Source organism: Imperialibacter sp. (assembly GCF_040222385.1).
Lineage (GTDB): Bacteria > Bacteroidota > Bacteroidia > Cytophagales > Cyclobacteriaceae > Imperialibacter.
In genome coordinates, this window is the sequence record NZ_JAVKDF010000056.1 from 150,141 (window position 1) to 172,354 (window position 22,214).

Sequence of the window (22,214 nt, forward strand, 5' to 3'; positions counted from 1 at the left end):
TAGCGATAGTCATATTGGCAACTCTACTTAAACGATATTAGACCTATGAAAGATTATCCCTGGTTCAAGCACTACCCCGCTGGTGTTGCCAAAGAAATTAACCCCGATGAGTATACGTCATTAGTTGAAATGCTTGCTGAGTCCATGAAGAAATATGCAGATCAGACTGCGTTTCTCAATATGGACAAAGGCTTTACCTACAGGGAGGTGGATGAGAAGTCCACACAGTTTGCTGCCTATCTACAGAAAAAACTGGGCCTGAAAAAGGGAGACCGCATAGCTATCCAAATGCCCAACTGCCTGCAGTACCCCATTGTCATGTTCGGGGCCATCAAGGCAGGTCTGGTGGTGGTTAACACCAATCCCTTGTACACACACAAGGAAATGGAACACCAATTTAAGGACTCTGGCGCCAAGGCTATTGTGATTGTCGCCAATTTTGCCTTCAATCTTGAGAAAATAATAGCCAACACTGATATAAAGCACGTCATTGTTACTGAGTTGGGTGATTTTCTAAAAGGTCTGAAAGGCCCCATCGTAAACTTCGTGGTGAAGCGGATAAAGAAGATGGTGCCGCCGTTTCGTATTCCTGGCGCCGTTAGTTTAAAGCAAGCCATGAAGGATGCCACCAGCCTTCAATTTGATAAGCCAGACATCAAGGGAGAAGACGTGGCATTTCTGCAATATACGGGAGGTACCACGGGTGTGTCTAAGGGGGCTACGCTTTCACATCGTAACATGGTTGCACATACCTTACAGACGACGCAGTGGTTTCAGCCGATTTTCGTGGAAGGCGAGGAGGTGGTGGTGATTACTGCGCTGCCTCTTTATCACATTTTTGCGCTGGCAGTAAATGGACTTCTGATGTTTCACGTGGGGGCCAAAAATGTGCTTGTGACAAACCCAAGAGACATGAAGGCTTTTTGTGCCGACATGAAAAAGAATCCGTTCTCCATCATTACAGGTGTTAACACATTGTTCAACGGCTTGCTTAATCAGGAGAGTTTCAAAACGCTGGACTTTAGTAAGCTTAAGGGAGCGATTGGCGGTGGCATGGCCGTGCAGAAGGCAGTGGCTGAAAGATGGAGGGAAGTGACCGGTTGCCCTCTGGTAGAAGGATATGGATTGAGTGAAACCTCTCCGGTACTTGCCTGCAACCCACTGGATGGCACTCATAGAAATGGATTTATTGGTTTGCCTGTACCGAGCACCGAAATCATATTGCTGGATGACGATGGAAAGGAAGTGCCAGTTGGCCAGCCTGGAGAAATATGCGCCAAAGGCCCTCAGGTGATGAGCGGGTATTGGCAGAGGCCGGATGAAAGAGAGAAAGCATTTATTGATGGCTGGTTCAAAACCGGCGATATTGGGATTATTGATCAGGACGGGTTTGTCAAGATTGTAGACCGGAAGAAAGAAATGATTCTTGTTTCGGGCTTCAATGTCTATCCGAACGAAATTGAAGACGCTGTAGCCAGCAACCCCAAGGTTCTTGAGGTAGGCGCTATTGGGGTGCCTGATCCAAAATCCAACGAGGCTGTAAAAGTCTTTGTGGTGAAAAAGGACCAAAGCCTTACCGAAGAAGAGCTTATAAGCTTTTGTAGGGAGAGCTTGACACGCTATAAGGTTCCCAAGCATGTAGAGTTTGTAAAAGAACTTCCCAAGTCCAATGTTGGCAAGATTCTACGGCGGATTTTGAAAGAAAATGATGCAAAGGTTAATTCTTATGATTGAAAACTAGATATTTGCAGCTTTTTCTTCAGGCTTTGGAATATTTTCGAATCAACTGTCAAACTCTATAAAAATTTGTGATGAAGAAAAGTCTAGTTCTAATTTCATTGTCATTTGCTTTTTTTGGCTCGGGCATCGCACAGGACGCAGCATCCTCCGATACCACTTATTGGAGCAAGGGGTTCCTTGGAACCGCTTCCTTTACTCAGGTAAGCCTTACTAACTGGGCTGCTGGTGGGCAGAATTCTATATCGCTGGGTGGCTATATGACCACCTTCGCCAATTACGCCAAGGACAGGAACTCATGGGAGAACTATCTTGAATTGGGCTATGGCCTTATTAAACAAGGGGATGTTGACTTTCAAAAGACAAACGACAAAATAAACATTGTCAGTAAGTTTGGCAGAAAGATGTCGCAAGCGAAAGACGGCAGGCTGTACTTCTCTTCACTAGTTGACTTCAGAACCCAATTTGCACCAGGATATTCAGCTCCTGGCGATGAGGAGTATATTTCAAAGTTTATGGCTCCAGGCTACGCTTTGGTAGCTACTGGTGTTGATATTAAGGTAAATCCCAGTTTCTCAGTCAATTTTGCACCTGTTACGGGAAAGTTCACCTTTGTGAACGACGAAAGATTGGCCAATGCAGGCGCCTTTGGTGTTGAGGGAGCTGTTTTTGATACTGACGGCGTGACAGTGTTAACTGCTGGAAAGAAAGCGAGAGCTGAACTTGGTAGTTTTTTGAAGGTGAACTACAAAAAAGAGGTTGTTTCCAATGTCAACATTGAATCGAGGCTGGAAATGTTCTCCAACTACTTGAACAATCCGCAAAACATCGATGTGAACTGGGAAAATATCATCATCCTGAAGGTAAACGAGTGGCTAAGCACAAGCTTTATTACTCAGCTTATTTATGATGATGACATAAAAATCGCTCAATTCGACGAAGCGGGCGTGCAAACAGGGGCCGGCCCAAGGGTACAGTTCAAACAACTTTTCGGGATCGGGTTAACTGTGAAGATGGGAGACAAGCTGAAAAAGTAGAAGCTTTTTGCATTTAAGAAAGAATTAATTACATTTACTCTATACTTTTTTAGCTGGGTAAAGAATTTTTTTGGGAAGGCGTTAGCCTTCCCTTTTTTGTTTCAAACGTTCGATCCTTCTTTTTTGGGAAAACTTAACACCAGCCATAACGATTCCAAACACAAGTCCGGCTGTAGTAAATATGTCAACAATACGTTTATCGGAGTTTAGTCCAGTTGTTTGGTCAAAAACGTATTTAGTGAATGAGTTGGGGAGGTGCTTTTCTCCCAGCTCTTTTTTTATGTCCCAGTGCCAGTCCGTAAGCGGGCAATACCCCAGACCGTACCAAATACCGAGGAATAGCCAGGCGGCTATAGTGAGAACCAAAGCTATCAAATGAGCTTTCCGAGTTACTTCAGGTATCCAGCCAAACAGCACGAAAAGCACAAAAGCGGTGTGAAATCCTGTTAAGAAATAGTCAAGAAATTGTAACATACGTATTAGTTTGCATCATTAATCAAGTATGCGATATGTATGTAGCTCCTTATTTTCAAATGACTGATGCTGATAAAGTCTTAGACTTCATCAAATCGAACCCGTTCGGGATTCTCATAGCAAGCCAATCAAATATACCACTAGCAAGCCATATACCATTTTGGCTTGAGGAAAGGGACGACAGTTATTTTTTGACAGGCCACCTTTCCATTGCTAATGAGCTAACGTCAGTGCTTGAAAAAGCGGATCAGGTCCTTGTCATTTTTCAGGGGAGCCATGGATATATTTCGCCGTCCTGGTATGAAAAGCAGAATGTGCCCACCTGGAACTACCAGGCCGTTCATATCTACGGATCAGCCGCACTGCTTTCCGGGCCAGAGTTGGAGGAGCATGTGAAGGAACTGATGGATAGTTACGAATCGAACATCCCGGGAGGACGTAAATATGAAGATATGACTGCGGACTATAGGGAGAAGGAGTTGCGGGGAATCAAAGGCTTCAGAATAAAAATAGAAAACGTGGAAGCTGCCTACAAGCTAAGCCAAAATCGGAATGAGAAGGATCATGCTAATATCATCGACCAGCTCAAAAAAAGTACAAATCCCCACGATCATGAGTTGGCCAAATTGATGGAGGAAAACCGCCCGACGCAAAAACAAAAAGCCGGACTATAAGCCCGGCTTCATGATAAAACTAATGTTGAAATTCGTAATCCTTAATCTTTAAGGAAATTTCTTAGCACATAGTTCAAAATACCGCCATTTTTCCAATAGGCGATATCGACGTTAGAGTCCAGTCTTAGTTCTGCTTTAAACTCTACCTTCGAACCATCGGGTCTCGTTGCTACTACGTCCACCACCTTGTTGGGAGTCAAATCCTTTTCAAGGCCAAGGATGTCGTATGACTCATCTCCTTTTAACCCCAGGGTGTCCTGGGTTTGTCCGTCAGCAAATACCAAAGGAAGAACGCCCATTCCTACAAGGTTTGATCTGTGGATACGCTCGAAGCTTTCCACGATAACCGCTTTTACGCCAAGTAAGGTTGTTCCTTTTGCTGCCCAGTCTCTGGAGGATCCTGACCCGTATTCCTTGCCACCGATCACCACCAATGGTGTGCCTGCTTCCTGATATTTCATGGAGGCATCAAACACGTACATTTCCTCACCGGTTGGATGATATTTTGTCCATCCGCCTTCTTTGCTGGCTAGTTTATTTTTGATTCTGACGTTGGCAAAAGTTCCCCGCATCATCACCTCATGGTTGCCACGGCGTGAGCCGTAAGAGTTAAAATCAGGCTTCTCAACACCATTGTTGACAAGATATTGGCCAGCAGGGTGCTCCGGCTGAAATTTACCAGCAGGAGAGATGTGGTCAGTCGTGACCATGTCGCCCAGTTGAAGCAACACCTTGGCACCTTTGATATTGGTTGGCTCAGGCACATCTGCCGAAATGTTTTTGAAGAAAGGCGCTTCCTGAATATATGTCGACGTCTCGTCCCACTTGTAAAGATTGCCTGTGGGCGCATCCAGTTTTTGCCAGGCCTCGTCACCGTCAAATACGGTGTCATAGGTTTTCTTGTAGTCCTCAGGAGTAACCACTTTTTCCATCATCTCATTGATCTCAGCCTGAGACGGCCAAATGTCCTTCAGGAAAACAGGCTCACCATTCGGGTCAAGCCCTAGCGGTTCATTGTTCATGTCAAAGTCGACCCTTCCAGCAATGGCAAATGCAACGACCAGCATAGGTGATGCCAGGAAGTTCATTTTGATGTTAGGGTGGATGCGGGCTTCAAAGTTTCTGTTGCCGGAAAGCACTGAAGCTACCACCAGGTCATTGTCGATCACGGCCTTTTGGATAGCAGGAGGCATATCGCCTGAGTTACCAATACAAGTGGTACAGCCGTAACCTACTACGTGAAACTTGAGGGCTTCCAGATAGGGGAGTAGCTCCGCTTTTTTTAGGTATTCCGTTACAACCCTTGAGCCGGGGGCAAGGGAGGTTTTTACCCATGGCTTAACGTCCAGGCCTTTTTCTACCGCCTTCTGAGCTACAAGCCCGGCCCCAATCATTACGCTTGGGTTCGAAGTGTTGGTACAAGAAGTAATGGCTGCAATAACTACTGAAGCGTCGCTGAGCTCGTAAGTCATTGAGCCAGATTTCATCTTTACCGAGCGAAGTCCGGTACCGGTTTTAGTTTCAGTGGCTACAGCCCCTCCATCAGAAAGCCATGAGCTTCCATTTCGAAGATCCGGTGCCACGTAGTCACGCTTGTGAACGTCTTTGAGCACACCAATAACCTTTTCTTTTGCTTCTTTCAGGAATATCTTATCCTGAGGACGTTTCGGGCCAGAGATAGTTGGCTCGATGCTGCCAAGATCCAGCTCGATTACGTCGGTGTATTCAATTTGCTCGGAGTTATCTCTCCAAAGCATGTTTTCTTTGCAATAGGCTTCCACCATGCTCACATGGTTGGCAGGCCGGTTGGTTCTGGTCAGGTACGCCAATGTCTGGTCGTCTACCGGCCAGTGCGTATCCGTGCAGCCGAACTCAGGTGACATATTGGAGATAGTAGCTCTGTCGGGAACAGTGAGGTTGGCAAGACCAGGGCCGAACACCTCAACGATTTTCTCTACTACGCCATAGTCACGAAGCAAGCGAGTCACTGTCAGCACAAGGTCTGTCGCAGTGATGCCTTCCTTCATTTTACCGCTGATCTTCAAGCCGATTACTTCGGGAAGGGTCATGTAAATTGGCTGGCCAAGCATGGCTGCCTCTGCCTCGATACCACCAACACCCCAGCCGAGTACGCCGATACCGTTCACCATTGGTGTGTGGGAGTCGGTACCTACCAGTGTGTCGGGGAAAAGGTAACCGTCTCTTTCTATCACGCCACTTGCCAGGTACTCCAGGTTCACCTGATGGCAAATACCCATCCCGGGAGGGACAACCGTGAAGTTATCGAAGGCTTTTTGGCTCCACTTAAGGAGCTTATATCTTTCGGAATTTCTTGAATATTCGAGGTCAACATTCTTGCCGTACGACAGTTGAGTGCCAAAATATTCTACCATTACTGAGTGGTCAATGACCATGGCAGCTGGTACGAGAGGATTGGTTTTTCCAATGTCTTTGCCTTTGCGGGCCACTTCTGCTCTGATAGAGGCTATGTCGACAACGGCCGGCACACCAGTGAAGTCCTGCATCAGCACTCTGGCCGGCGTGTAAGGAATTTCTTTTTTGCCCTGGGTTTGTTTCCAGTTCAAAAGCGTTTCCAGGTGCTGCTCGGTGACAGCAAAAGCGTCGTAGTTACGGATGGCGTTTTCAAGCAAAATACGGATAGAGTAGGGCAGTTTCGCTACTCTGGCGTCCTTCTTGCTCAAGTCCCTCAAATTGTAATATTTGTGTGTGCCTAGAGGTGTTTTCAGCTCTTTCTCTATTCCAAAGAAATCTTTACTCATTTTTCTGTGGTTTATATCTTAAAAATCAAATTTAATTGAATTAGTGTGTAAAAGAAACGGAACTATGGGCAATGGCACGATTTATAAAAATTATTGCTCTTTCCTTTTATCACAAGTAGTAGTTCCGGATAAAAGTTCACTCTTGTGCCCCCATTGTCTACCTCGTTATAACCCGGAAAGAAACTTAAGCGTATCTACGCCGTCGGCATAGTCCCACAGCTCAGGTTTTTGAAGTGTTCCGAACGGAATGGACTTAGGATACTGCCCTTTGCGAGAGGCGATAGCCTGAATTTTTTCCTGATTAGCCAATAGTTTTTGAGACAGGGCAGCTTCGTCCTTGTAGAATTCATAATAAATAACGGAGACAGGCGAAACGAGGTCAGTGCTTTCCCGGAACAGAGAAAACCCGGAGTCGAGGTGTGGTTCTCCATTTACCAGCATAATGGACTTGTGGTAATCGTAGTTGTTTCGGTACTTATGGTGTTCCAGTAGCTGATTGAAAGGCTGAATGGCGTCGAGCAGGGTGGGCAATGCATAGCTTTTGGGTACATAAAGCTTCGATACATTTCTGCAACCAAGGCCAAAATAGCTGAACAGATCGTCGCCAAGGGCCAGCAACTCCTCCGGAGATTCTTCACCTGAAATGATAGCACAAGAGCTTCTGTTTTTTCTGATAATGTTGGGTACCTTGGAAAAGTAGTAGTCGAAATAGCGGGACGAATTGTCGCTACCGGTGGCTATAACGGCTTCCATGTCGTTGAGCCTGTCTACCACAGCTACTCGCCCACCGAGTTCTGGTTGTATCTCGTTAAGCGAATTAATAATAAACTGAATGAGGGCACTGTCCTGTGAGCTGGTTTTTACCAATGCCTTGTGCCCGGCAATGATAACGGAGAGAAGATCGTGAAAGCCCACCATGGGAATGTTGCCCGCCATCACGAGCCCCACTTTTTTTAGCTTGTTTTCCGCAAATGAATAGGAAGACGTCCACTGGGTTACTTTTTCCTTTGTTAGAAAATTGAGGATGCCTTGCCAGGCCAGGTGAAGGCTCTCTTGCGTGAACCAAGGGTTCTCGTTGGCAGCACGCAGAAACAGATCGTTTTTCGTTGTCTCGTCCAGCTCTTTCAAGTAGTCGCCCAGGGCGGCTATTGCATTTATTCTTTCCTCTAACTTCATTTTCGTTTATTTTGCAAAGCAAAAATAAATTGGAACTCAAACATTCCATTTCTACTTTTGTTTGGTAAAGGTAATTGTAGAATCAAAAATTAAGTATCAATATGGCAATAATGATCACCGATGAGTGTATCAACTGTGGTGCATGCGAGCCAGAATGCCCAAATACTGCTATTTATGAAGGCGGTGTGGAGTGGACCTGGGCTGGCGGAACCAAACTCACTCAGGTTGAGCTTGAAGATGGAACCGTGGTAGACGGCAATGAGGCTCAACAGCCATTTTCTGATGAGTTCTATTATATAGTGTCTCAAAAGTGTACGGAGTGCACCGGGTTTCACGAAGAACCTCAATGCGCAGCGGTATGCCCTGTAGACTGTTGTGTGGACGATCCTGACTACAGAGAAACAGTGGAAGAACTCACCACCAAGAAGACCTGGCTACACGACGAATAGCATTCGAATATATAGGAATGAAAGCGGCTTTTGCCGCTTTTTTTATGCTGTTTCGAACCGTTTTAATTAAGCTTTGTCCTTTTGATAAGGTAGCCGGTCAGTATCTTATTGATATCGTCCTGAATGTCAGCTTCAACCAGGTCTATTTTTAGCTGACCACATCTTAGCTTGAGGGTGCTGGCAAACTCCGCCACAGCCTTATGGTACGATTCTTTCACCTGCGAAGGTGTCAGCTTGATTTTTTCGCCGCCCTCCAAATCCATGAACTCGTAAGGCCTATCCTCGAAGGAGAAGTCGATTTCAGTCGACTTGTCGGTAACATGAAACATCAACACTTCGTGGCGATTGTGTTTCAGATGTTGCAATGCTGAAAAAATTTGCTCGTGGTCAGCATAGTTTTGAAACATGTCGCTAAAAATGATCACGAGTGAACGTTTATGGATTTTTTCTGCCACCTGATGCAGCACTTCAGCAACGTTGGTTTTTTTGAGAGTAGGAGTGCTTTCCAGTAGCTCATTGAGTAAAATGAAAAGCTTTTGGATATGGCTGGACGTAGATTTTACCTGTGTTTGAAGCTCAATTTCCTCAGCAAAGGTGAAAAGACCGACGGCATCACGTTGCTTGTGCAGCAAATAGGCCAAAGCCGCCGCAGCCAGCGCTGAAAACTTGATTTTGCCATGCGTCTTTTCGGGGTAATACATGGAGGAGGAATGATCCAGCACAATGTAGCAGCGCAGGTTGGTCTCTTCTTCAAATCGCTTGGTGTATATCCTGTCCGTTCTGGCGAACACCTTCCAGTCGATATGTCGGGTGCTTTCTCCTGTATTATACAGCCGGTGCTCAGCAAACTCAACTGAGAAGCCATGGTAGGGTGATTTGTGCATTCCAGTGATGAATCCTTCCACCATTTGCCTGGCTAAAAACTCTAGCCCCCCATATTCCTTTACCTTGCTGAAATCAACCTTCATTTGAATTAATTAATAACATTGACTAAGTGAATGTCTCTAATTATTGATTGTCATGAATTAACTTGTTATTTTTCGGATAACCAACAAATATTGTTTGGGTTACTCATTCCCATTATTGCAAAGAGGCTGAATGATCCTGGTGAGTGTTTTGCGTATTTTCTATTTTGAACGATTGTATTCAACAAATAATCGGGTATTTCCGATAAACTTTTATTTTTGACCAAACCTAAACCGGAATCAAGTGGAAGAGAATAAGGATAAAAGCAGAGGTGAAGTGTATTCTGAGAAAGTAAGGGCAGGTAAGCGAACCTATTTCTTCGACATCAAAGCCACAAAATCCAACGACTATTTCCTGACTATCACAGAGAGTAAAAGGAAATTTAAGGAGGATGGGTTTTTCTACGAAAAGCACAAGATATTTCTGTACAAGGAAGACTTCGATAAGTTTATTGATGCGTTGAATGACTCAGTTAATCACGTAAAAACGGAACTTCTGCCTGGCGTTGATTTTTCACAGTTCGAGGTGAAAATGGAAGCCGGGGGCGACGAAGATGTTTCTGAAGATGACACAGAGTTGAAGTGGGATTGATCTGATTCTTCAAACAATATTTTGCGAGCCCTTGGTATACAAGGGCTTTCTTTTTTTACTTTAGGCACATGGTTAGACGAATGCTGCTCTACCTGCTTTTGATGCTGGTTGTCCTGGTGTTTATTAGCTGGTATTTCTCCAACATATTTATTTACCTGATTTTCTCATTGGTTTTAGCCACTTTGCTCAGGCCACTAACCAATACCATTCATCAGATCCACATTCTCAACAACAGAATTCCAAGGCCAATTGCCATCATTTTCTCATTTTCTATAGTTATCGTGGTGGTAACGCTCTTTGTGATGCTGTTTATCCCGCTTTTCAGCGAACAGGTGAAGGTGCTTTCGCAAATAAGTTACGACTCCGTGTTGACATCAGTCAGTCAGCCTTTTAATAGTATAGAACAATTTCTTATTGAGAATAAGCTGACAATTCAGGAGGAGGGCTTTCTTTTTGAGTCGATCAGAGAGAGTCTTTTTGGATTGCTCTCGGAGGTTGACTTTACGCTCCTGTTGAACAACCTGATATCGGTGACCGGGGGGCTTTTGGTTGGTTTCCTGGCTGTATCGTTCATTACCTTCTTTCTTTTGCTGGAGAACGGGATTTTAAGAAGGCAAATAATTGCGCTGATACCTAACCAATATTTTGAGGTGTTTATAGCAGCGATGTTTAAGATTGAAAAACTTCTGAGCAACTATTTGATTGGGCTGCTTTTCCAGATGGCCTCTATCTTCAGCATTGCGTCTTTGGGCTTGTCAATACTGGGTGTGAAATATGCTTTAACAATAGCAGTATTCGCAGCAGTAGCGAACCTTATTCCCTACCTCGGGCCAATGCTTGGCGCCAGTTTTGGTATAGTCGTGGGCATTTCAACTAATGGAGATATTAGCCTCTCTCAGGATCTTTTGATTGTTGTAGTGAAGATTCTGTCTGTGTTTGGTATTGTGCAAGCTGCCGACAACATATTGTTGCAGCCCCTCATTTTCTCAAAAAGCGTAAAAGCCCATCCATTAGAAATATTTGTTATTATCTTTGCCGGCGCAACAATTGCAGGTATCCCCGGAATGATAGCAGCCATCCCTACGTACACAATCTTAAGAGTGTCTACAATTGAGGTTTATGCTGGCTTTAAGGGGTATCAAATATTCAAAAAGTAACAATTGATCATATTTCATGGGATTGCAATGTGGGATTGTGGGACTGCCCAATGTAGGCAAGTCAACACTGTTTAATGCTCTTTCGAATGCTAAGGCCGAAGCGGCCAATTACCCGTTTTGTACAATTGAGCCCAATGTGGGCGTGATCACTGTGCCCGACGAAAGGCTACAGGTGCTGGAGAAGTTGGTTCATCCCGAAAAAATCATTCCGACGTTTATCGAATTTGTGGACATTGCAGGCCTTGTGAAAGGGGCCAGCAAGGGTGAAGGACTTGGCAATAAATTTCTTGGGAACATCAGGGAGGTAGATGCGGTGATCCACGTGGTGAGGTGCTTCGAAGACGATAACATAGTGCACGTGTCGGGAACGGTAAACCCGGTAGAAGACAAAGAGGTGATTGACACCGAGCTTCAGTTGAAAGACCTGGAGTCGGTTGATAAGAAAATTCAGCGGCTTGAAAAGATAGCCAAATCGGGTGATGCAAAGGCCCGGACAGAGCTGGGATATGTGCAGGCTTACAAGAAGCATTTGGAGTCTGGCAAGAACGCAAGAGTGCTTGATATGACTGAGGCTGGGAGAGAAGCGGTGGCAGATTTGCAGCTACTCACCATAAAACCAGTCATTTACGTAGCCAATGTGGATGAGGGATCTTTGCCAGCAGGCAACCAATGGGTAGAGAAATTAAAGGCATCCGTAGCGGAAGAAAACGCCGAAGTAGTTATTCTATGTGCGGCTATTGAGTCGCAGATAGCGGAACTGGAGGATCTTGATGAAAGAGCACTCTTTCTAGAGGAGTATGGTCTCAAAGATTCGGGATTGAATAGACTTATCAAGGCCTCGTACAATATACTTGACCTGATTACGTACTTTACAGCAGGGGTGAAGGAAGTAAGAGCATGGACCATAGAAAAAGGTTGGAAGGCGCCAAAAGCGGCTGGCGTTATCCATACCGACTTTGAGCGTGGATTTATTAGGGCGGAGGTAATTAAATTGGCCGACTACGAGAAATATGGCTCCGAAAATGCTTGTAAAGAAGCTGGTAAGATTTATATTGAGGGCAAAGAATACGAAGTGCAGGATGGAGATATCATGCATTTCAGATTTAATGTTTAACCAGCTCTTTTATTACGAAGGATGAACAATTTTTTGAATTTATTGTTTTTCTCATGAACATTTTAAATACTAGGAAAATAGAGTTTGATTGTTCAGGCCTATTTTCTATATAATTTTTACGCTATTGAGGGTACGTATCGTTTTTCAAGTAAAAAATAAGGGAGGGTTTGTTCCCTTCCATCACCAGTATCTTTTAGCTCAGCTTATTAAGGGAATGCTCGTAAAAGGAGGTCAGAAGGAGTTCATCGACTACCCGTTTTACAATTTCAGCGGCCTTAAAGGACAAACAAAGATAAGCAGGCAAGGTTTGCATTTCTACAGCCGGAGAGTTACGCTCGTTGTTGCGAGCAATAACAAAGCTTTTATCGACTATTTCCTCAGGGTGTTGTTTACCTTTCCGAAGGTAGATATTGGCAACTTAATGCTAGCGCCAGAGGCTGTAGAGTTGGAGGATCACCCTGAAATAACAGACGCCTCAAGGTATATTTGCATCTCACCAATCGTGGTGCTTCAGCCATCGTTGTACGATGCAGAGGCCAAGAAGTTTATTTCGCCTGAAACCGATACGTTCTCCGATCTGCTATTTGAATCTACCATTCAAAGGATGGAGCAAAGCGGTGAAGACCCCCAGAAAATTGAGGGCATCGGGAAGTTTCAGCTAGTACCTGACGAGGACTACCTGAACAAGATCAGAGAAAGCCAAAAGAAGTTTGCAAGGATATACCCGCTGTATGACCAGGACTTGAAATACGAAATAAGGGGCTATACTTTTCCTTTTGTCCTTTACGCACCCAAGGTGGTTCAGGAGTTTATTTTCACTTGTGGGCTGGGGCAGTTTTGCCATAAAGGCTTCGGCATGCTCGACATCGCCAATGCCGACCCTAGCAAGAGAGCGGTTACTTATGAATTTGCTGAAACCACGGCCTGATCAGTTTTTTGGGCCATTGTGAATGATGCTTTGGTAGCCAACCAGGCGATCTACAAATGATCCGGGACTTTTGAAATAAACGAACACTTCGTACTCATTTTCAGCCTGAAAGTTATACCCCTCAAACATGTAGGGATCAATACTGTTCCCTTTTGCCCAATACATGTAATTGTAAAACCCCTGCTTTAGCAGTAGAGATGCCGTGTACATGCCAGAGAGGTCATCGTATACCAACCTGTTCTGAGGGGTTTTCTGCCAGTCGTTAAAACCACCTATTACGTACACATCGGCTGCTTCAATTTTTTCTGCTTCCAGGAAAAACATGACCTTCACATAGTCGGTCTGTAGATCACTGGTGTTAGGCTCTGTGGAACCGATGAAGAAGTTACCATCAAGGTCCTGCATTCTGCTGTAGGGCTCGCTGAATCGGGAGGCATCTTTCAAAAGCAGTGCCCTTATTTCATTTTGGCTTTTTTCTATTTTCCCCACATTGCGTCCGTTGTAACTCAGCGATCGGATATCGAAGAACCTGAATTCCCTCGTTGATTTGAAATTGTTCTGGAGAGTGAAATTTCTGTACTCCATGTAGCTCTGGTCTTCCCTCACCAGGGTAGGCTTCAGGTGGAGAATGGCGTTGTCCCACCTTCTGTTTTGGCGCACCATTACTTTAAAGTCGTTGTAGGCATTGGTAGACGTTAGTCCACCATAGTTGACAGAGAACTCCACCTGGTGATTTTCTTCTCTTTCCTCTACGCTGGACGAAATCCGAACCTCCATTTGAATGTCTGCTCCGCCTTCAAACACCATAAACCGCCTGCTTAATATGATGTCAGATTTGTTTGTCCCCCTATACACTACCACTACATAGTTCCCTGATTTTTTCACTTTCGGAAGCTCAAGCGTGTACTGCGTGTAGGGAACAATGGTGCTTTGAGAGTACTGGTAGTTGTTGACGGGGTAGGAGTTGTATTCGTTAAGAAACTCCATGTCGGTAAGTGCTGATCGCTCCCAATTGAAATTACAGTGCACGATGTATGCATTGTATTGCTGGAAGTCACTTAGAATTTCATCAAATTTGAGTGTGAGCGTTGAAGGTTGGCTGATATGCATGATAGGGGGCTGCATACTGTCTTCAGTTTTTCCAGAATTTGGAAAAAGGCGAACCAACCTGATGTTATCTTCGTATGATCTGTCGCTGAGCTCTAAAACTGCGTCGGAAGTGCTGGTATTGGCAACTTGCTCGAGGGGAAGGCAGCCAGTGAAAAATAAGCAGGAAATGACCAGGAGTAAGAAGTAGTTGAGATGTTTCATCGATAGCTAAACGAACGACAACTAAATTCATTTTCTACAAATCTGCATAATTCCAACCATTTTTTCAGACCTGGTGTCATAAAAGTCAAAACCTAAACCGATAACTCACAGAATGCCTACTGATGAAGAGTTGATAGAGGGATGTGCCAAAGAGGACAGACACATGCAATATCAGCTATACCAAAAGTATAGTGGGCAGATGTATGCCATTTGTTTGAGGTACTGCAAAATGCAGCAGGAAGCTGAAGATGTTTTGCAGGAAGGGTTTGTGAAGGTATTCAACCACATCAAAACATTCCGTAAGGAGTCATCGCTATTTTATTGGATCAAGCGGATCGTGATTAATACTGCGCTCAATCATCAGCGCAACAAGCTTTATATGTATCCGATGGTAGATGTGGCTGAGTTACGACAGCCATCGGCGAATCACGACCTGCTTGCGGGACTTCAGCTGGAAGATTTAATGGTAATGATTCAGGATCTTCCATCGGGGTGCCAGACAATATTTAACCTGTATGCTATTGAAGGGTATAAACATCATGAAATAGCAGAGCTCCTTGGTGTTACCGAGGGAACCTCCAAGTCGCAATATGCCAGAGCAAAGCAGCTGCTACAGGAGAAACTTGAGAAATTAGAAAGTACAAATTATGGAAGCCGCAGATAACAACGAATTTTTCGAGAGCCAGTGGCGACAGGCTTTTGACGGAGCCAGCGTGCCACCATCTCCTATGGTGTGGGAGAGAGTGGAAGCAAGGCTTGCCACCCAAAAAGAAGGAAAGTACAGGAAGGCCATCTTTTACTACAGATGGGCAGCTGCCGCCATGACAACCGTCGCCGTTGGTTTGGGGGTAGCACTTTTGCTCAATGGCACCTCTTCTCTTGTGGAAAATGAGGTTGCGGGCAACACCAAAGAGAACGTCGTCAATTCTCAGGTCGCACAAAACCCTGAACTCAGGGACATGAAGATGGAAAATGAAGTGGCTTCCACAACATCCACACTGAACAAAGAAGATAAGCCTGATTTTTATCAAAAGGATACTAAGCCCTTTTTGGCGGCAACTACAGTTGGCAACAGTGGTAGTGAAGCAACTAAGCAGGTGGCAACTCCGATAGATGAGACTCCAGCCTCTGACGAAAATATGTTTGATGTCGCCATCCCTTCTGTTACAGGCATTTTTCGTTCCGAAAAGCTGGCCAGTAACTTATCGAAACTGGAAGTGAACCACTTATATGGAGTGGTGCGGCCCATGCAAAGAAAAAAGAGGGAGATCGGAGATCAGCCTTTATTGGCAGGTCTCGGAGTTGGAAGCGGTACTTTTAACCCTAATTATGGTTTCAGGTCGGGAGGCAGCTTGTTTGCTTCTGCCAGCGCTGACGAAACCTCTCTTGTAGCGGAAAACAGTGGAGAGCTAAAGACAAATGATTTTAACACCGCCAACGGGCTGGTAGGAGCGGTTTCTTCCAGAGGATACAATGAGTCGAACACGCAGGGCGGAACTTTCTCATTTGGCGCAAGCATTGGTAAGCGCATCTTCAGGAAGATCCTGTTGCATACCGGGCTTCAATACGGAAGGTACAATAGCAACGGAAGTACCAACCTGGTGTTGAACGACGAGTCGAACAATAAGCGTTATGCGCTGAATCAGGTTAGTTTGTTAAGTGACGATATTCTGGAAGTATTTTCGTCGTCACAATACTCGTACGATGGCGAAAGAACGAAAATCACTAATACGTATGAGTTTATTTCCGTGCCTGTAAAGGTTGGTGTGATTCTGTTGGACAGGCGGGCTGGTATCGTTTTGAACACAGGTGTTTCCAATGAGTTTCTTCTTGGAAGTGTGATAAAAGGAAAAGACCTTGATGATGTGAGAACAAAATCTGGTGACAAATCGCCTTACAGGAGCGTGTATTTAAATGGAACGCTTGGCCTGGAAGTTAATTATGCCATTAACAGCCACTATAAAGTCGTTGTGGAGCCGTATTACCGCCAGGCGATTACAAGCCTGACCAAGAACACCGACGGGTATGCGAGTGCACCAAGGCTATGGGGAGTGCAGGCGGGCGTTCGGTATGAGCTGAGGTAGGTTTCCAACCAATCGCTATACAACGGTGTCATTTTATCATACCTATTCTTTTAGTATATGAATACAGAATTTCACCCCCACGAAGTTAGAGACATTGCCAGAATTACCTTTACGTCAATTGTGATATTGATTGTCATGGGTCTTCTGTCAACCGGTTGCACCGACACCTGTGAAGTAGACAGGTCGTATACGTACTTCAAACCTGTATACACCACAACGGATGAAATAAGAAGCGCAGTAGCTTTCGGCGCTCCTCAATCTGTTAACCAGCCTGGAAAGATTTACTTCAAGGAAGGCATTCTTTTCATCAACGAAGTAGGTGAGGGCATTCACATTATCGACAATACGAACCCATCGTCACCCAGTCAGTTGTCGTTCGTTACCATTCCGGGTAACTTTGATATGGCTGCCAAGGGAAATTACCTGTATGCCGACAGCTATATCGACCTGCTGGTGTTTGACATCTCGAATGTGAACGATGTCAAAATGGTGAAGAGGGTAGAGGGGGCTTTTCAGGAGTTTAGTAACCTTCCATTCAATTTTGACTCCTGGCAAGGGGTTATTACTTCATATGAAGAGGCTACAATTGAGGAGGTTACTGAAATGGATTGCGCTTCGAATGGGGGAGGAGATATTTTCTTTTATGCTGAAGCTGCCGATGCTTCTTTTGTGAAGTTTAATTCATCTGGCGGGGCCACTTTGATGGCGAACTCCACAAGCAACGCCCCGGCTACCACTGCTGCCGGTGTTGGTGGATCAATGGCCAGGTTTGCCATTTATGAAGACTTCCTCTACACTATCGACGCTAGTTCGCTGTATCTTTTCGACATCACGCAACTTGGCGACCCGCAGGCTGGTGCCAGGGTAGACATTGGCTGGGGAATAGAGACACTGTTTCCCTATGAAGATAAGTTGTTTATTGGTGCCAATAACGGCATGCACATTTATGACAATGTGAACCCGGAAGCGCCGGAGCATCTTTCAACCTACCAGCACATTCAAAGCTGCGACCCAGTGGTAGTGGAAGGCGACTATGCCTATGTAACACTAAGGTCGGGCAACGCTTGTCAGGGTTTCACCAATCAGCTCGAAATTGTCGACATATCTGATCTGAGAAACCCAAAGTCGTTTCAGACCTACCCTATGCAAAACCCGCATGGACTTGGTGTAGATGGCAAATGCCTGTTCATTTGCGAAGGAGAGTTTGGCCTCAAGCTTTTTGATAAAACTGATCTGACCGCCATAGACGATCATCTCGTGGCCAACTACACCAATATGCATGCTTTTGATGTTATTCCACTCAATGGAGTGCTGATGATGATCGGAGCGGACGGCTTGTACCAGTATGAGTATGACTGTGAAGGAAAGCTTGAATTGTTGAGCACGATACCCGTGCTGGCTTTGTAGCCTGTGTGATGAGCAATCATACTATCAAAAATATCATTTTCAACCGGAAGGGATGGCTCCTGTGGAGCTGTCTCTTTTATTTTTTTGTGCCGGGGCACCTCGCAGCGCAGATGCAGGTGAAGGACAAGGCCAGAATAGAGAAAATTGGCGTGGTGCGGGGCAAAGTGCTTGAATACAATGCGGCAGGGGATTTTGTTTTTCTCCGGACAACTGGAGACACCCTGGTAGTGGATGCCGACAGAGTGATGAACACTAAAATTATACACTCTCTTAAAATGCCAACCAAAGGGATGTTTTGGCATTCAGCTGAGTTCGGCCTCGATTTTGGAAAGGCCAACCAGTGGAATCCTGCTTCGCCGTATTTGTATCTTGAAACAAACCATGCCTATGTTGTCAACCGGTTTTTGCAGCCGGGCATCGGTGTTGGCTACCAGCAGGCGGGTGATTTCAGGATCATGCCGGTGTTTTTGAGTCTCACAGGCGACCTTTATCGAAGCCGGGTAACTCCTTTCTATTTCTCAAACGTAGGCTATGGGCTTGGGTGGGCGAGGTCGAACGACTGGGGAAATTACGATAAAGTGAGAGGTGGCTTTTTGTGGCATATTGGAGGGGGGTTAAAAATTGCCGGTCGGAACAACGCAGTGTATTTGAAGTCTGGGTATAAAATCCAGAACATTTATTCAGAGGCCAGTATCCCCAATTGGTGGGGAACAACAGGCGGTTTCGAAAACATAGCCAGAACTATCCGAAGAGTGTACTTCGGAGTGTCAATGGCTTTCTAAGACCTCATTCGTCTTTGATCCACTCCCCATTTCTGTACAGGTATTCGATTGTTACCTCGCCGTCGGTATTGTACCACTTCGCAATGCCTTCCCTCACGCCATTCTCGTAGGGGCTCTCCTCCATCAGATTGCCATTGTCGTGATAGAGTCTGAGCATGCCATTTAGCTTACCGAACTGATAGGCACGTTCTTCCTTTATGTTTTTTCTGTTGAATTTAACATAGGTGCCATGCAATTGCCCATCATGAAAGTAGGCCTTTTCAGTCACCTGCCCGTTTTCATCTACAATCACCTGGGGACCTTGCTTTTTGCCTTTCACATAGCTTGTAACCAATTTTACCACGCCTGTCGGATAGTATTCAGTCCAGCTGCCTTCCTTTTGCCCATTCAGGTAGTCACCCTCCGCTATTATCTTATCATTGATGTCGAGCACGTGTACTTTCACAAGAGATTCATCGCCGGGGTAGGGTGTGCGTACTGCGCTGGGAGGCAGGTCAGCAAATGCGGGGCCGTCACTCACAGTTTGTGATTGCGAACAACCAAGAAAAAGTCCTGCAAGAAAGACGGAATTGATAATAGTTGCCTTCATTTTTGATCAGATTTTTTCAGATCGAAAAATAAAAAGAAGTTCCCTTTAACAAAACATGTATTTTACAAGAAATGCGTTTATGATTCAGTTTTTGAAATTACTTTTGCATCCGCTTAGTGCATGTTGAATATTAAAGAGTTTGCAGCGTGGAAAAAGTAAAGAAGATTCTTGAAAGTGATCGTTTTCAGTATTTCATCATAGGACTTATCGTACTGAATTCAATCACAATTGGACTTGAAACATCTCCCGCCATAATGGCTTTTACCGGAGATTGGCTTTACCTGCTCGATGAAGTTATTTTAGGAGTTTTTGTGGTCGAGCTATTGGTGAAGCTGGGGGTGTACCGGGCCAAATTCTTTGGCGAAGCCTGGAATATTTTTGACCTTTCCATCGTGCTGCTTGCACTGATCCCCTCAGCCGGTAATTTGTCTATTCTCCGTACGCTCAGGATTCTTCGTACACTCAGACTACTGAAGAATGTACCGAAGCTGAGGATCATTATTGAGGCCCTGCTAAAGTCGATCCCCAGCATTGGCTGGATAGGTGTGCTGGTAATGATTATCTTTTACATTTTCGCTGTTATTGGTACGAGTCTTTACGGAGAGCAGTTTCCTCAGTGGTTCGGCAACCTGGGGGCCTCCATGTTCACGCTGTTTCAGGTCATGACATTGGAAAGCTGGGCTTCTGGAATAGCGAGGCCTGTGATGGAGCAGATCCCAAATGCCTGGGTCTTTTTCGTTCCATTCATACTTCTTGCCACGTACACTACGCTCAATATTTTTATCGCCATTGTGGTGAACACCATGAATGAGCTACACCAGCATGATATAGCCGAGGAAGAGCGAAAGCTCAAAGAGTTTGTGCATGAAGAAAATGTGGAGCTTCAGCACCTTCTGGAGGAGCTTAAAGCTCAGGTGGCAAGAATTGAGAAAAAAGTGAAGGGCTGAATCAGGCCAATTGCTTCTCTAGTTCTTCAATTTTTATTCCGGTTTCTTCCCATTGATCATTTAGCTTTTCAAGTTCTGCTTTGATTAGCTGGTATTTTTCGTTGCTTTGGGCCAGAGCATCGGGCGATTCGAATACCTCGGGCGAGGCAAGCTCTTTTTCTGCTTCTTCGATCTTTAGCTCGGTTTCGAGAATTTCGTTTTCTATTCCATCCAGTTTTTTGCGCAGGGCTTTTAGCTCCTTCTGGGTCTCCATCGATAGGTTATTGACCTGGCTCGGCGCTGGTTTTGGCTTAGGTTCCTCTTTTTTCACCTGGGGCCGCACGGAGGGCACCACTGCCGCTTGCTTCTCCTTCCACCACATATACTCCTCATAGGTGCCTGGGTACTCCTTTATTTCGTTGTTTTCGATGTACCAGATTTTATTGGCGATTTCTGTCACAAAGTAGCGGTCGTGGGATACGACAATAAACGTTCCCTCATACTGCTGCAGCGCCTGAATGAGGATGTTGACCGACTGAATGTCGAGGTGGTTAGTAGGTTCATCAAGCAGTAGGAAGTTGGCTTCAGAAATCAACGTTTTGGCCAGCGCTACTCTTGATTTCTCACCTCCGGAAAGGACTTTAATTTTCTTGAAAACGTCTTCATCGGAGAAAAGGAAACAGCCCAGCACGCTTCGCAGTTGCATTTCCGTTTTGTCTGTTCCTGAAGCTTTCATTTCTTCGAGAATCTCGTACTCGATGTTCAAGGCCTCCAACTGGTGCTGTGCGTAGAACGACTTGATAACGTTGTAGCCTTCTTCCCTCTTGCCATTCACCTTGTCCGTGCCGGCGATGATGCGCAGCAGAGTGGACTTTCCTTTGCCGTTGGCTCCGATCAAAGCAATTTTATCGCCTCGCTCGATGTGAGCATTGGTGTTTTTGAGAATGACGAGATCGCCGTAGCTTTTGGATACATCGGTGAGCTGAATCACATGGCGTCCGCTGGGTTTATTGAAGTTGAAGCGAAAGTTGACTTTGGCGTTTTCATCCAGCACATCGTCGATCTTATCCATTCTGTCCAGTGCCTTCACACGGCTCTGCACCTGGCGGGCTTTGGTAGCCTTGGCCTTGAATCGCTCAATGAACTTCTCCGTCTGCTTGATCTTTTGCTGCTGGTTCTCAAAAGCATTCTTTTGAATTTCGTTTCTCAGCTCCTTCTCTTGCAGGTAAAAGTCATAATTGCCGCTGTAAAGATTGAGTTTGCCATTGCTTACCTCCACAATCGTGTTTACCGTGTTGTTGATGAAATGCCTGTCGTGAGAAACCACAATCACCGCTCCTTCATAGGTTTTCAGGTAGCTTTCTACCCATTGAATGGACGGAAGGTCGAGGTGGTTGGTAGGTTCGTCAAGCATGAGCAGGGAAGGCTTTTCAAGCAGCAGCTTTGCCAGCATCACCCTCATTCTCCAGCCGCCGGAGAACTCCTTTAGCGGTCTGGTAAGGTCTTTGGTGCTAAAGCCAATGCCCTCCAATATTTCTTCGGCCTTTGATTGAATAGCATAGCCATCCAGTGCCTCGAATCTTTCCTGAAGTTTGGTAAGCTTCGTTACCAGGTCGTCGCTGTAATTGGCTTCCATTTCAGCCAGCACCTTGTCAATTTTGTGGTGAATGTCGACAGCCTCGGCGAAGGCTTTCATTGCCACATCCAAAATGGGTTCGGCTGACTGGTAGGAGAGGAGATCCTGGTTAAGAAAGCCAATGGTGCAGTCCTTACTCTGGCTGATGTCCCCACCGTCGATAGTAAGGTCACCAACAATCATTTTGAGCAGTGTAGACTTACCCGTTCCGTTAAGACCGATAAGCCCTATTTTGTCCTTGGGTTTTATATGCAGGTTGGCTCCGTCGTAAAGCACTCTTGAGCCAATATTGTAATTCAAATTATTGATTGAGATCATTCGGCAAATTTAGAGCCCTTACGACGAATAACGAAAGTTTTGGCCAAGACCTTTTGTCAATTTTCAGGTTATTTCTCA

At 45.3% G+C, this 22,214-nt stretch carries 20 protein-coding genes; 13 read left to right on the top strand and 7 right to left on the bottom strand.

What is annotated here, in order from left to right; translation table 11 throughout:
* The first annotated feature begins 45 nt into the window (after positions 1-45).
* Positions 46-1,734 (top strand): AMP-binding protein, encoded by a 1,689-nt coding sequence (locus tag RIG68_RS26380; RefSeq protein ID WP_350129573.1) that lies wholly within the window; start codon positions 46-48, stop codon positions 1,732-1,734.
* A 77-nt stretch (positions 1,735-1,811) separates the two neighbouring features.
* Positions 1,812-2,774, top strand: a complete 963-nt coding sequence (locus RIG68_RS26385; protein ID WP_350129576.1) for a DUF3078 domain-containing protein — start codon at positions 1,812-1,814, stop codon at positions 2,772-2,774.
* An 81-nt stretch (positions 2,775-2,855) separates the two neighbouring features.
* Here RIG68_RS26385 and RIG68_RS26390 read toward each other — a convergent pair whose 3' ends face one another.
* Positions 2,856-3,248, bottom strand: coding sequence for a DUF2784 domain-containing protein (locus tag RIG68_RS26390; protein WP_350129578.1), 393 nt, complete (start codon positions 3,246-3,248; stop codon positions 2,856-2,858).
* A 35-nt stretch (positions 3,249-3,283) separates the two neighbouring features.
* Here RIG68_RS26390 and RIG68_RS26395 point away from each other — a divergent pair, with 35 nt between their 5' ends.
* The gene (locus tag RIG68_RS26395; protein WP_350129580.1) at positions 3,284-3,922 is read left to right on the top strand and encodes an FMN-binding negative transcriptional regulator; all 639 of its coding nucleotides are present in this window, start codon (positions 3,284-3,286) and stop codon (positions 3,920-3,922) included.
* A 41-nt stretch (positions 3,923-3,963) separates the two neighbouring features.
* Here the strand turns inward: RIG68_RS26395 and acnA are convergent, their stop codons facing one another.
* Positions 3,964-6,702, bottom strand: a complete 2,739-nt coding sequence (gene acnA / locus RIG68_RS26400; RefSeq protein WP_350129583.1) for an aconitate hydratase AcnA — start codon at positions 6,700-6,702, stop codon at positions 3,964-3,966.
* A 165-nt stretch (positions 6,703-6,867) separates the two neighbouring features.
* Positions 6,868-7,878, bottom strand: coding sequence for an acyl-CoA reductase (locus RIG68_RS26405; protein WP_350129586.1), 1,011 nt, complete (start codon positions 7,876-7,878; stop codon positions 6,868-6,870).
* A 101-nt stretch (positions 7,879-7,979) separates the two neighbouring features.
* Between RIG68_RS26405 and RIG68_RS26410 the strand changes: the two genes are divergently transcribed.
* Positions 7,980-8,327, top strand: coding sequence for a 4Fe-4S dicluster domain-containing protein (locus RIG68_RS26410; RefSeq protein ID WP_151997383.1), 348 nt, complete (start codon positions 7,980-7,982; stop codon positions 8,325-8,327).
* 62 nt (positions 8,328-8,389) lie between these two features.
* Here RIG68_RS26410 and RIG68_RS26415 read toward each other — a convergent pair whose 3' ends face one another.
* Entirely contained in the window at positions 8,390-9,295 is a 906-nt protein-coding gene (locus RIG68_RS26415) for a DUF58 domain-containing protein (RefSeq protein ID WP_350075774.1), read from the bottom strand.
* Between the two features lie 241 nt (positions 9,296-9,536).
* Here RIG68_RS26415 and RIG68_RS26420 point away from each other — a divergent pair, with 241 nt between their 5' ends.
* From RIG68_RS26420 to RIG68_RS26435, 4 genes are all read left to right on the top strand, one after another.
* Positions 9,537-9,884 (top strand): DUF3276 family protein, encoded by a 348-nt coding sequence (locus RIG68_RS26420; protein WP_350129589.1) that lies wholly within the window; start codon positions 9,537-9,539, stop codon positions 9,882-9,884.
* A gap of 68 nt (positions 9,885-9,952) precedes the next feature.
* Positions 9,953-11,041 (top strand): AI-2E family transporter, encoded by a 1,089-nt coding sequence (locus RIG68_RS26425; RefSeq protein ID WP_350075772.1) that lies wholly within the window; start codon positions 9,953-9,955, stop codon positions 11,039-11,041.
* Between the two features lie 16 nt (positions 11,042-11,057).
* The gene (gene ychF, locus RIG68_RS26430; RefSeq protein WP_350075770.1) at positions 11,058-12,155 is read left to right on the top strand and encodes a redox-regulated ATPase YchF; all 1,098 of its coding nucleotides are present in this window, start codon (positions 11,058-11,060) and stop codon (positions 12,153-12,155) included.
* Between the two features lie 214 nt (positions 12,156-12,369).
* Entirely contained in the window at positions 12,370-13,083 is a 714-nt protein-coding gene (locus tag RIG68_RS26435) for a CRISPR-associated endoribonuclease Cas6 (protein WP_350092680.1), read from the top strand.
* On the opposite strand, the gene RIG68_RS26440 is transcribed toward RIG68_RS26435, so the two are convergent.
* A complete protein-coding gene (locus RIG68_RS26440; protein ID WP_502880705.1) occupies positions 13,084-14,394 on the bottom strand; it encodes a type IX secretion system plug protein in 1,311 nt (436 codons plus the stop codon).
* A gap of 112 nt (positions 14,395-14,506) precedes the next feature.
* On the opposite strand from RIG68_RS26440, the gene RIG68_RS26445 reads away from it, so the two are divergent.
* Genes RIG68_RS26445 through RIG68_RS26460 form a run of 4 tightly spaced genes read left to right on the top strand, consistent with a single transcriptional unit; the run spans position 14,507 to position 18,667 of the window.
* Complete coding sequence (locus RIG68_RS26445) at positions 14,507-15,058, top strand: RNA polymerase sigma factor (RefSeq protein WP_151997376.1); 552 nt, start codon at positions 14,507-14,509, stop codon at positions 15,056-15,058.
* Positions 15,042-16,478: a hypothetical protein gene (locus RIG68_RS26450; protein WP_350129594.1), complete on the top strand. Its 1,437-nt coding sequence runs from the start codon at positions 15,042-15,044 to the stop codon at positions 16,476-16,478. Before RIG68_RS26445 ends, RIG68_RS26450 begins: the two co-directional genes overlap by 17 nt.
* 57 nt (positions 16,479-16,535) lie before the next feature.
* On the top strand, positions 16,536-17,885 hold the full coding sequence (locus tag RIG68_RS26455; protein ID WP_350129596.1) for an LVIVD repeat-containing protein: 1,350 nt from the start codon (positions 16,536-16,538) through the stop codon (positions 17,883-17,885).
* 8 nt (positions 17,886-17,893) lie between these two features.
* Positions 17,894-18,667, top strand: a complete 774-nt coding sequence (locus RIG68_RS26460; RefSeq protein ID WP_350129599.1) for a hypothetical protein — start codon at positions 17,894-17,896, stop codon at positions 18,665-18,667.
* Between the two features lie 4 nt (positions 18,668-18,671).
* Here the strand turns inward: RIG68_RS26460 and RIG68_RS26465 are convergent, their stop codons facing one another.
* A complete protein-coding gene (locus tag RIG68_RS26465) occupies positions 18,672-19,256 on the bottom strand; it encodes a toxin-antitoxin system YwqK family antitoxin (protein ID WP_350129602.1) in 585 nt (194 codons plus the stop codon).
* Positions 19,257-19,402: 146 nt separating this feature from the next.
* On the opposite strand from RIG68_RS26465, the gene RIG68_RS26470 reads away from it, so the two are divergent.
* Entirely contained in the window at positions 19,403-20,203 is an 801-nt protein-coding gene (locus tag RIG68_RS26470) for an ion transporter (protein ID WP_350129605.1), read from the top strand.
* A 1-nt stretch (position 20,204) separates the two neighbouring features.
* On the opposite strand, the gene RIG68_RS26475 is transcribed toward RIG68_RS26470, so the two are convergent.
* Positions 20,205-22,136, bottom strand: a complete 1,932-nt coding sequence (locus RIG68_RS26475; RefSeq protein ID WP_350129608.1) for an ABC-F family ATP-binding cassette domain-containing protein — start codon at positions 22,134-22,136, stop codon at positions 20,205-20,207.
* Between the last annotated feature and the right edge of the window lie 78 nt (positions 22,137-22,214).

Excerpts from the sequence above, each read along its gene's own strand:
- RIG68_RS26450 (WP_350129594.1), top strand. The coding sequence starts at position 15,042 with ATGGAAGCCGCAGATAACAACGAATTTTTCGAGAGCCAGTGGCGACAG.
- RIG68_RS26445 (WP_151997376.1), top strand. The coding sequence starts at position 14,507 with ATGCCTACTGATGAAGAGTTGATAGAGGGATGTGCCAAAGAGGACAGA.
- RIG68_RS26425 (WP_350075772.1), top strand. The coding sequence starts at position 9,953 with ATGGTTAGACGAATGCTGCTCTACCTGCTTTTGATGCTGGTTGTCCTG.
- acnA (WP_350129583.1), bottom strand. The coding sequence starts at position 6,702 with ATGAGTAAAGATTTCTTTGGAATAGAGAAAGAGCTGAAAACACCTCTA.
- RIG68_RS26455 (WP_350129596.1), top strand. The coding sequence starts at position 16,536 with ATGAATACAGAATTTCACCCCCACGAAGTTAGAGACATTGCCAGAATT.
- RIG68_RS26475 (WP_350129608.1), bottom strand. The coding sequence starts at position 22,136 with ATGATCTCAATCAATAATTTGAATTACAATATTGGCTCAAGAGTGCTT.
- RIG68_RS26385 (WP_350129576.1), top strand. The coding sequence starts at position 1,812 with ATGAAGAAAAGTCTAGTTCTAATTTCATTGTCATTTGCTTTTTTTGGC.
- RIG68_RS26435 (WP_350092680.1), top strand. The coding sequence starts at position 12,370 with ATGCTCGTAAAAGGAGGTCAGAAGGAGTTCATCGACTACCCGTTTTAC.
- RIG68_RS26395 (WP_350129580.1), top strand. The coding sequence starts at position 3,284 with ATGTATGTAGCTCCTTATTTTCAAATGACTGATGCTGATAAAGTCTTA.
- RIG68_RS26465 (WP_350129602.1), bottom strand. The coding sequence starts at position 19,256 with ATGAAGGCAACTATTATCAATTCCGTCTTTCTTGCAGGACTTTTTCTT.
- RIG68_RS26405 (WP_350129586.1), bottom strand. The coding sequence starts at position 7,878 with ATGAAGTTAGAGGAAAGAATAAATGCAATAGCCGCCCTGGGCGACTAC.
- ychF (WP_350075770.1), top strand. The coding sequence starts at position 11,058 with ATGGGATTGCAATGTGGGATTGTGGGACTGCCCAATGTAGGCAAGTCA.
- RIG68_RS26460 (WP_350129599.1), top strand. The coding sequence starts at position 17,894 with ATGAGCAATCATACTATCAAAAATATCATTTTCAACCGGAAGGGATGG.
- RIG68_RS26410 (WP_151997383.1), top strand. The coding sequence starts at position 7,980 with ATGGCAATAATGATCACCGATGAGTGTATCAACTGTGGTGCATGCGAG.
- RIG68_RS26390 (WP_350129578.1), bottom strand. The coding sequence starts at position 3,248 with ATGTTACAATTTCTTGACTATTTCTTAACAGGATTTCACACCGCTTTT.
- RIG68_RS26440 (WP_502880705.1), bottom strand. The coding sequence starts at position 14,394 with ATGAAACATCTCAACTACTTCTTACTCCTGGTCATTTCCTGCTTATTT.
- RIG68_RS26380 (WP_350129573.1), top strand. The coding sequence starts at position 46 with ATGAAAGATTATCCCTGGTTCAAGCACTACCCCGCTGGTGTTGCCAAA.
- RIG68_RS26415 (WP_350075774.1), bottom strand. The coding sequence starts at position 9,295 with ATGAAGGTTGATTTCAGCAAGGTAAAGGAATATGGGGGGCTAGAGTTT.